The organism is Streptomyces sp. NPDC022910 (genome assembly GCF_055561075.1).
Genome location: NZ_JBVHHL010000113.1, coordinates 1 through 8,977, shown reverse-complemented (window position 1 = coordinate 8,977; position 8,977 = coordinate 1). Strand labels below are relative to the sequence as shown.

6 protein-coding genes and 1 pseudogene are annotated in these 8,977 nt (G+C 69.0%); 1 reads left to right on the top strand and 6 read right to left on the bottom strand.

Annotated features, from left to right (window positions below; genetic code table 11):
- Positions 1-136: 136 nt before the first annotated feature.
- From ACZ3TS_RS41700 to ACZ3TS_RS41675, 6 genes and pseudogenes are all read right to left on the bottom strand, one after another.
- A complete protein-coding gene (locus tag ACZ3TS_RS41700; RefSeq protein ID WP_467628096.1) occupies positions 137-649 on the bottom strand; it encodes an anthrone oxygenase family protein in 513 nt (170 codons plus the stop codon).
- Positions 650-899: 250 nt separating this feature from the next.
- The gene (locus tag ACZ3TS_RS41695; protein WP_467628093.1) at positions 900-1,259 is read right to left on the bottom strand and encodes a hypothetical protein; all 360 of its coding nucleotides are present in this window, start codon (positions 1,257-1,259) and stop codon (positions 900-902) included.
- Positions 1,260-2,189: 930 nt separating this feature from the next.
- Entirely contained in the window at positions 2,190-3,920 is a 1,731-nt protein-coding gene (locus ACZ3TS_RS41690; protein WP_467628091.1) for a DEAD/DEAH box helicase, read from the bottom strand.
- An 86-nt stretch (positions 3,921-4,006) separates the two neighbouring features.
- On the bottom strand, positions 4,007-4,210 hold the full coding sequence (locus tag ACZ3TS_RS41685; protein WP_023544341.1) for a cold-shock protein: 204 nt from the start codon (positions 4,208-4,210) through the stop codon (positions 4,007-4,009).
- 330 nt (positions 4,211-4,540) lie between these two features.
- Positions 4,541-4,730 (bottom strand): annotated as a pseudogene (locus ACZ3TS_RS41680) (IS630 family transposase); the annotation flags it as partial.
- A 394-nt stretch (positions 4,731-5,124) separates the two neighbouring features.
- Positions 5,125-6,513, bottom strand: coding sequence for a hypothetical protein (locus ACZ3TS_RS41675; RefSeq protein ID WP_467628100.1), 1,389 nt, complete (start codon positions 6,511-6,513; stop codon positions 5,125-5,127).
- A 234-nt stretch (positions 6,514-6,747) separates the two neighbouring features.
- On the opposite strand from ACZ3TS_RS41675, the gene ACZ3TS_RS41670 reads away from it, so the two are divergent.
- Positions 6,748-6,876 (top strand): hypothetical protein, encoded by a 129-nt coding sequence (locus ACZ3TS_RS41670; RefSeq protein ID WP_467628089.1) that lies wholly within the window; start codon positions 6,748-6,750, stop codon positions 6,874-6,876.
- The last annotated feature ends 2,101 nt before the right edge of the window (positions 6,877-8,977 follow it).

Genomic DNA, 8,977 nt, shown 5'->3' with positions numbered 1-8,977 from the left:
CTCAACCAACTCGGTTACCAAGTGACCCTCCAAGCAGAAGGAGCTGCCTGACCAGCGACTACGGACACGGGACGGGGGATTTTCGAATCAGGCGATGGCGTGGAGGGGTCGTGTCGTACAAGCCGTGCGGCTGGGGTCAGGCGTCCGCACTGCTGCCGCGGCTGGGCACGCTGGGACCCGGGTGGTCCAGGATCGCGGCGCTGAGGCAGCCGAGTGCCAGGACGATCGCGAGGGTCCGTACGACATGAGCGATCTGCCAGCGGTCGCGTACGCGCGCCCAGTCCGCGGGGGGAGCCTGCACATTCCAGCTCAGCTCCTCGACATTGATGGGCCCGTTGACCGCAAGGGAGACCAGCAGGGCCAGCAGGAGCAGAACGAGGGCGATGGCCGCCGGCCGCCAGGTGGGGCTGTGCGCCTTGCGCGTGTAGAGGACAAGCATCCCCACGGCGACAAGGGTCGATACGGTGACGGCGCCGATGTACCAGGTGAAGAAGGCGAACTCGGCCTGTCGCACGCGGACGTACGCCGGGCCGTTCAGCCGTCGAAGCGCCAGTTCGAGAAAGAGCACGGTGACGGCGACCCCCGCCAAGATCCCGCAGCACAGCAGGCTCGCGTATCGCGCGGTCTTCACAAGCGCGGCATTCTGCATCGCATACTCCCTCGTGGGACTCAGACCCTCCTTTCGACTTGACGGCCACTGTCGTCCACGTGTGACAGCATCGCGGCCACGGCCTGGTGACCTGGTGTCGTCGCCCGGAGCATGAGCCGTGAGCGTCGTCCAGGCCGGGGCGGCGCGGCGCGGGCGAGGAGGAGGGCGAGCCGGTCGGCGCCGACCGGGGCGCGGGCGTGCAGCGCGTGGAGAGGAAGCTTCAGCGTCTCAACGTCGGGTGGCGGCGGCTTCAGGACCAAGGATGGTCGGGCGCGCCGTCGACGCGCTGGACGCCATCATCGTCATCCATCCAGCTTGAGCGTGTGGCAAGGAATGACAGGTCCTCTCCGTCACGGTCTGTCATATTGTGCAGCCTTTCGCCTTCTTTGACCGTAAGCGCAGTGAACCACGAAGTCAGGTTGTCATTGCCGGTCGACCAGTTGACGTACTCGTGGAAGCGATAGAACCAGTAGGTTCCGCAAGAGGCGCACTGTTGTAGGGACTCCATGTCATGGGTCGACTCGTACAAGGTGCGCAAGACGCGAAGCTCAGGGCTTTGACAGCAGTCGATGTACTGTGGCGTCTCCACGAAATCCTTGATCCTTTGCATGGCCGATCGTTCCTGCCGGCAATCCGTCCGTGGCACAGCGAGGTGCACCCACCTCCACGCTGCGAGCCACCACGATGGAGGGTAGCTGTGGTGTCGCCAACTGGGATCGTGTCAGTACTCGAAGCCGACACGGTGGACGCGTCACGCACTGCCGTTGATGACCGTCCGACGCGATGGCGAACCAGGTTCGACGATGCGTGTTTGCTGGTCGCAGGCAGGCTCGCGCCGCCAGGCCAGAGCACTCCGGAACACCTGGACCACATTGCCGGACTGTCGGGTCCAGACGGGAATCCGTACGCGCAGCCGCCGGAGGACTACCCGAGGCTGTGGCGTGAGACGCCGGTCTGTGCGTGGGACAGCCAGGCCCGGAGGGCAGTGACGTACGAGCCGGCAGAAGCGTGCTGAGGCCCGGCCCAGCCGCCCACGACCGGGCGGCTGGACCGCTGCGGAAAAACAGGGGTCTTCCGTTTTGGCTGGCGGAGGCGTACGTTCCGCTTACCCCGCGACGGCGCCCATCGAGGCGCTGGGCCCGCCGGTTCCGGGACGGCGGGCCGCGCGGGGGCCAACTTGCCTGGGCGCGGCCTTGTCTCGTCAGAAGGTGCTCGCTGCCCGGGCGCCGGTACCACTCACGCAGAGCGGTCACCCGCGCACGAGGAGATCTCCCTGACCATGAAGAAGGACCCGCGAGCGCGCGTCTGGGCCGCGACCGATGACGTGGAACTCGTCCGCACCCCGACCGACAGCCCCTGGCTGAACCGCATCGAAGCCCAGCTCACCGCCCTGCGCTACGTCGCGCTGGACGGCGCCGACCATGCCGGCCGCAAGGAGCAGGGCAACATGATGCGCGGCTCCGTCATCCAGCGGTACAACCACGCCGCCGACGAACGCCTACGCGAGGTGATCAACAGGACGAACGTCGCGGCAGTAGGACTAGGTCGCCGAGAAGCGACGGCCGCCTCGGCGTTCGGAGCCGCGGCCGCCGGTGCCGGAGGCTCCGCCTGTGGCTCCGCCGGCCCCTGCCCGGCGGCCGGATCCGCGGACAACCTTGCCGGAGGCAGCGCTTGTCGCCGCACCGGCTGCGGCCCGGCGGTCGGAACTGCGGCCGCCCGTGCCAACGGCACCACCCGTGGCCCCGCCGGCACCCGCCCGGCGGGCGGAACCGCGCCCGCCTGTTGCGGAAGTGCCGTCGACCGCTGCCGCACCGGCTGCGGCCCGGCGGTCCGAGCCCCGGCCCCCGGTCCCGGTGGCAGCACCTGTCGCCGCTCCGGCACCGCCGCCGTTTCGGCGTCGGCCGCCGGACCGCCTGCCGGGCTTGGTGCCGGTCCTCTGGTCCGGGCGGGACGCCGTCGATGTCGCCGGCTGGGGGACCTCGATGGTGACGGCCACGCCGGAGGGCTCGCGGGCGCCGGTGATGGTGGCCAGTTCCGCGTCGCTCGACGTGATGCGGGCCGCCCGGGGGCGGACGCCGGCGTCCGACATGAGCCGGGTGACGTCCCGTTTCTGGTCGGGCAGGACCAGCGTGACCACGCTGCCCGAACCCCCGGCGCGGGCCGTGCGGCCGCCCCGGTGGAGATAGTCCTTGTGGTCGGTGGGGGGATCGACGTTCACGACGAGGTCGAGGTCGTCGATGTGTATACCCCGGGCCGCGACGTTCGTCGCCACCAGTGCGGTGACATGGCCGTTCTTGAACTGTTCCAGGGTGCGGTTCCGCTGCGGCTGGGAGCGGCCTCCGTGCAGCGCCGCCGCGCGGACACCGACGGCCAGAAGCCGCTTGGTGAGCCGGTCAGCGGACCTCTTGGTGTCCAGAAAGAGGATGACCCGGCCGTCACGGGCCGCGATGCGCGTGATGACGGCCTTCTTGTCGGTCTCGTCCTGGACGTGGAGCACGTGATGCTCCATGGTGGTCACCGCCCCCGCGGACGGGTCCACGGAGTGCACGACGGGGTCGGTCAGGAACCGCTGCACCAGACGGTCGATGTTACGGTCCAGGGTGGCCGAGAAGAGCATGCGCTGTCCGTCGGGCCGCACCTGCTGGATCAGCTTGGTGATCTGCGGCAGGAAGCCCATGTCGGTCATCTGGTCGGCTTCGTCCAGCACCGTGATGCGTACGCTGTCGAGCACGCAGTCTCCACGTTCCACCAGGTCGTTGAGCCTGCCGGGACTGGCCACGACCACCTCGGCGCCGCGTCGGAGAGCACCGGCCTGCTTCGTGATGGACAGCCCGCCGACCACGGTGGCCAGCCGGAGGTTCACCGCCGTCGCGTAGGGAGTCAGCGCGTCCGTCACCTGCTGGGCGAGTTCGCGGGTGGGCACCAGCACGAGAGCGAGGGGTGCCTTGGGCTCCGCGCGCAGTCCGGCCGTGCGGGCCAGGAGCGCCAGCCCGAACGCGAGGGTCTTGCCGGAGCCGGTGCGTCCCCGTCCCAGGAGGTCACGACCGGCGAGCGAGTTGGGCAGCGTGGCGGCCTGGATGGGGAAAGGGCTGATCACGCCTTGCGCGGTGAGGGTTTTCAGCAGCCCCGCAGGCATATCCAGACCGGCGAAGTCCTCGACGGCGGGAAGTGCGGGTGTCGTGCTTTCCGGCAGCCGGAATTCCCTCGGCGACGGCGCGGACGGTGGGGGCGACGAGGCGCGCCGGTTCGACTTCTGGGGCCTGCGGGACATGCAAATATTGCCCTTCTGGAAACAGCACAAACCGGGGTCCGCACCATGACGGTGCGGACCCCGGTGAGCGGATACGCGTCCGGCGATCAGGCGGGGACGATGTTCTCCGCCTGCGGGCCCTTCTGGCCCTGCGTGACGTCGAAGGAGACCCGCTGGCCCTCCTGGAGCTCACGGAAGCCCTGGGTCGCGATGTTCGAGTAGTGAGCGAAGACGTCGGGGCCGCCGCCGTCCTGCTGGATGAAGCCGAAACCCTTTTCGGCGTTGAACCACTTCACGGTTCCCTGTGCCATGACCTTCTCCTTCTGTAGGCAGAGGCCCCATCCGGAGATGCCGGAAAAACAAATAATGCGCCCGAAGGAGAAACATTCCCGTCAGGCGCACATAGGTTCATGGGTACCACAACTGCAACTCCGAAACAGTAGCACAACTCGGCGGCCCGTGGTGGATCACCGAGGCGCGCCCGGGTTCGACAGGGGCCTTTCGGTGATCGTGACGTTCGCGGTACGGAGTCCGAACCGGCCGCCGCGGCCCCTCGCGGGTGGTGGCCGAGGGCGATCGCTGCGCCGTCGACGGCTGCGTACGCGGACGTGGTGGATGCGGGCACGCGGGGTGAGTCCGTGGTCCCGTACCCGGTCCGCGCCGGTGAACGTCACCTCGGCGATCTTCGCCACGGGCGCGTCCCGCGCGGACAGCAGCACCCTCTGGGCCCGTCGCCAGGTCACGACCGACCCAGTTCCTCCTACGGACGATGCGCGGGAGGGGCTGTTCCTGGTCGTCGTCGAGCTCACGGACGCGCACTCGTTCTGCCATCCGCACAGCCTGGCGACACCAAGCCGCCCGGAGCAGCATCCATGGGTTACGGCGCTGGTGAAGGCGATGCCGATTCGAGCGGGAGCGCAACGGGGCGGCGGTGGCGAACATCAGCTTGGGAAGCGATGGCGCTTGGGTGGCCTCGTAGCCTCTGCCCCCGCGTGGCGAGGGCTTGTACGCGTGGTGAGAGGCACACGGCCTCGCGTCGGGAGCACCTGCGCTTTTTCCTCACGCCGCCTCACGTCGCCAGACGTGCGTACAGGATCGCCGCAGGCAGCAACCCGCCGCGGGCGAACGGGGGATGACGGGGTGTCGCAGTCGCCCAAGCCCACCGGCGGCTTCGGTGGGCTTGGGCATGGCCGATTCGCGGTCGATTCGCGGTCGGTTCGCGGATTCAGATCACGCTGAAGAAGTAGTCGTAGGCGGCCAGTTGGATGCCGGAGCGGGTCGTCGCGTGGACCTGGAGGTCGTAGAAGCCGTCCGAGGCCGGCGTCCAGTCGATGCTCGCGGTGTGGTGGTCGCCCGCGGCCACCGTGACCTCCGGGTCCCCGTTGAAGGAGTACGTGTAGCTCACGACGCCCTTCACCTTCGGCGTGAACGTGAAGGTGCCCGTGACGCCCAGACCACCGCCCGAACCGTTCTCGGGGTAGACGTCCGAAGCGACGGTTGGAGTGGTGTCGTAGCCGATGCCCCACGATGCCGAGTCGCTGACCCAGCCGTTCGCGCTCTTGCTGGTCACCCGGAGAGACTCGCCGTAGATGCCGTCCAGCGCGAGCTTCACCTTCGCCGTGCCGTCCGCCGCAGCCGCGACGTCGATGGTCTTGTCGCCGCCCTGACCGCCGATGGTCTGCACGGAGTAACTGACGACCGGGCTCGTCGACTGGAGCGCAGGATTGGGCCGGAGCGTGAACGTGGTCGGCTTGCCGAACTCGGGCGAGGGGACGGCCGGAGTGACGGTGGGCGCCGTGGAGCCGACGCGGAACGTGTAGCTGGTGGTCGCCGACCCGTTGTAGGCCCGGTCCAGGCTTCGCACCCACAGGGTCATCGGACCGGCGCCGTTCGGTGGGACCAGGCTGAGCGTGGCCGAACCGCCGGGGGCGTCGGCGCGCGTGAAGTATCTCGGGTCCGAGTACGGGTCGACGGGCTGTGGAATGCCGTGGTCGCCGATGTTGGTACCGATGACCGGGAGATCCTGCTGCCAGGAGAACTCGAACCCGGTGACATCGTCGACGCCGTTGGCGCTCAGCGTGAACTCGACCGGCTCGCCGCCCTGGTTCCACTCGTCCGGCGGGTAGTTCGGTGAGGAGACGGTGGGTGCGTTCGCCGGGCGGGTGTTGTCGATCGTGACGTAACAGGGAGTCGACCAGTCCGAGGCCGCGCCCCCGGCTGCCGTCTGCGCCCGCCACGCGTAGGTGTGCCCGTCGGCGAGCACGTCGGCGGGCAGGGTGCCGGGGGACTCGAACCCGGGGCTGGCGTAGTTGCGGGTGACCGTCGTGGTCTGCGTCGGGTCTGCGACCGGCCAGACCTGATACTGCACGGTGACCGGGGAGTTGTCGGTGGTGTCGGTGGTCCCGGGGATGCCCTCGACGACAAGGCCGTTGCCGGCCCAGAGGTACGTGGGCCGGTCCGCGTCGGGCGAGCAGCTCCGGTTGCCGTTGAACAGCTGTGTGGGCGTGGTGGGCGTTCCGCCGGCCGCGCTCGCGGGCGACGCGGCGGCGGCCAGTGCCAGGCCGAGGGTTCCCAGAGAAGCGAGGACGGCACGCGATCGCGCGCCGAAGGACATGGTCAAGTGGTCCCTCCCGTTTGGGTGCCCGCATACGGTGCCCTGATGCGCACTGGTGTACGGGCGGCGAGGGGATCGTATGGGGTGCCGCGGGCCGACGCATGAGAATTATGAGGGTTGAGCGAACCGCGTGGGCCTTGCCGATCGGACAGGAGGTCGTGCCATCGGTTCGGCCTTTGACCGGCTGCGCCGATCACGCGTTTCCCTGCGGCGAGGCAACCGACGCGTGGGTGGGTGGCCTGGTCACGCCTGCGGCTGACCGGCGCCGAGACGGCGACCGTCAAGGAGCAGGCGGCCGAGCGGCGCATCGCTGCCGTCGCCGCCAGATGGACGTCCTCGCCGACCGGTCTCAGGCCCCGCTGACGCCTCATGGTCCACGCCGGTGCCTACCGCCCCTGCGCCTCGAGGAACTGGCCGGATTCCGTCGCCGAGACGCCGACGTCGACGCACTGAAGGAAGGTCACGGTCCGCCGCGCCGAGCCGGAACGTACGAACGGCCGCCGCGAGCCCGGCGACACCGAGCCGGAAGCCGGTACCCGGACCTTTCACCTCCCCGAGTTCCTCCGCCCGGAGCTGCGGTTCCCCCTGGTGCTGTACGCAGGCAAGGGTTCCGAGGATCTCGTCTTCCTCGGCGAAGGCGGAGCCCCCTTCCGCTGCAGCACATCATCAACCATCTGGCACGATCTGGAACGCGACGACTGATCACCACACACCAAAGAGGCCCGGGTCTCTGACCTGGGTCTTCTCCATGGAGCGGGTTGTCGACCGTGGTTGTCCGCTCTGTAGGGCACGCCAAGGGCGCACAGGCCGAGAGGAACGGCCCCCCGGCGCGGGAGGCGGCACGCCCTGGGCGGGGAGCAGAAGGAGGGATCAGGAGACGGTGAAGTCCTGGACGACGGCGTTGACACTCCTGCCGGAGCCGTAGTGGCCGAGTGCGATCAACCGGAGCTCGCAGGAGCCGGTGCTCGTGGGGCGCCAGGTGATGGTGCCGGTGTCGCCGTCGAGCCGCTGGTAGCCCCCGGATGTGTGGGCCCGCGACAGGGCTGTTCCGCCCCGGCCTTACCGGTCAGGACCGGTCGCGCGCGGCCCGTCGGCCTTCGACGGCACGTGACCTCGGCCCGGCCTCTGCCTCGCGTGGGGGTCCGGCGGGGTAGCGGCACCGTGCTTACTGGCTGCGCACGCATCGCGCGACTGCCCGGGGCCTCCTCGGCGGCCTGGCTGGTGCGGCAGCCGTCACCGGTGAAGTCCGGGTCGGCGCTCTTGCCGAGGGCGTCGGCGTCGGCTGCCGCCCTGACGTGCAGCTACGCACGCGAAGAGCCGCCCGCCACGGGGGAACCAGGCGGGCGGCACGGGCGGATTCGTGGGCATGACACAGCCTTCGCACCGCGGCCCAGCCCGGTCCGTGCGAAGGCTCGAGGGCAAAACAGTCCCCGGTAGTGCTGCGCGTGTCCTGGAGCTCCAGTCGTCACTGTCGCACCGGTATCGCGCCGGCTTGCCGGGGGCCTGAACCACATCCTGTCCAAGTCGCTCCATCGACTAGACGTCCTCATCGACTTTGAGACTCTTTCGGTGTTGTGGCCTAGTAACAACAGTGCTCCTGATATGCCCAGAGTCAATAGGTTTTGGGTAAATTTTCCAGCATCCGGCAGACGAAGGCCTCCGTGATGGTGGGCAAGAAATCGAATACGCGCTCGAATTAGGCGCCTCGTCGAGCGGCCAGCCGACGGTCTCGCTCTTGGCGATCTGATCTTGGACGAACGCGAGGTCGCATCTATCTGCATCTACAGCGCGACACCGTGCGGGAGGCCGGGCCCGCACCGAGCACCGGGCCGGTTGGCCCGCAGCAGCCCACGTCCGGCTGGACCTGACCGTCGCCCGGGCGCACCGCCCTCCTTCGCGCCCGACCGGAGAGGGCGCCGGGCTGATGCCGGTGACGGGTGCCCCCCAGCAAGCCCCATGTCGCCGGGAAGCGCTCTCCAGGCGAAGAGGCGTAGCTGCTCGTACCCGGCCGTCCGCGTCCAGGGCCACGGCGTCGTTTCGCAGGCGGGTGGGTGCTGCTGGCGGAGGCGGCCCGCCGGATCGGCCCGGATGCCGAACTGTCGGCCGACCCCGGTCGGTAGGCCACGGACCAATTACTCGACAGGCCAACGGTTCGACCGATCTCCCGCACCGGGGGTGTCTCCGGGAACGGGCAGACCCAGAGGAGCTGCCTGAGGACGTTGCCCATGCCTACGGCTACTTCGGGATAACCCTGTGCGGTACAGGGCACGATGGCCTGACCGCCTCTCCGTACCCGTGGGGGCCTGACTGGGGCAATGCCTGCCAAGCCTGCAAGGAGGCCGCTGCCGTCATTGATCAGCGCTGGCCGTTTGAGGTGCCCCGAAGTTTCCGGACAGGGACCCAATAGGATCTCTACGTAAGGAAACGAGAGGCAAGACGTGGCACCACCCAGTAAGTACTCGCC

What these genes read in the sequence shown, in the direction of transcription:
- ACZ3TS_RS41700 (WP_467628096.1), bottom strand. Translation starts at nt 649, where the DNA reads ATGCAGAATGCCGCGCTTGTGAAGACCGCGCGATACGCGAGCCTGCTG.
- ACZ3TS_RS41695 (WP_467628093.1), bottom strand. Translation starts at nt 1,259, where the DNA reads ATGCAAAGGATCAAGGATTTCGTGGAGACGCCACAGTACATCGACTGC.
- ACZ3TS_RS41690 (WP_467628091.1), bottom strand. Translation starts at nt 3,920, where the DNA reads ATGTCCCGCAGGCCCCAGAAGTCGAACCGGCGCGCCTCGTCGCCCCCA.
- ACZ3TS_RS41685 (WP_023544341.1), bottom strand. Translation starts at nt 4,210, where the DNA reads ATGGCACAGGGAACCGTGAAGTGGTTCAACGCCGAAAAGGGTTTCGGC.
- ACZ3TS_RS41675 (WP_467628100.1), bottom strand. Translation starts at nt 6,513, where the DNA reads ATGTCCTTCGGCGCGCGATCGCGTGCCGTCCTCGCTTCTCTGGGAACC.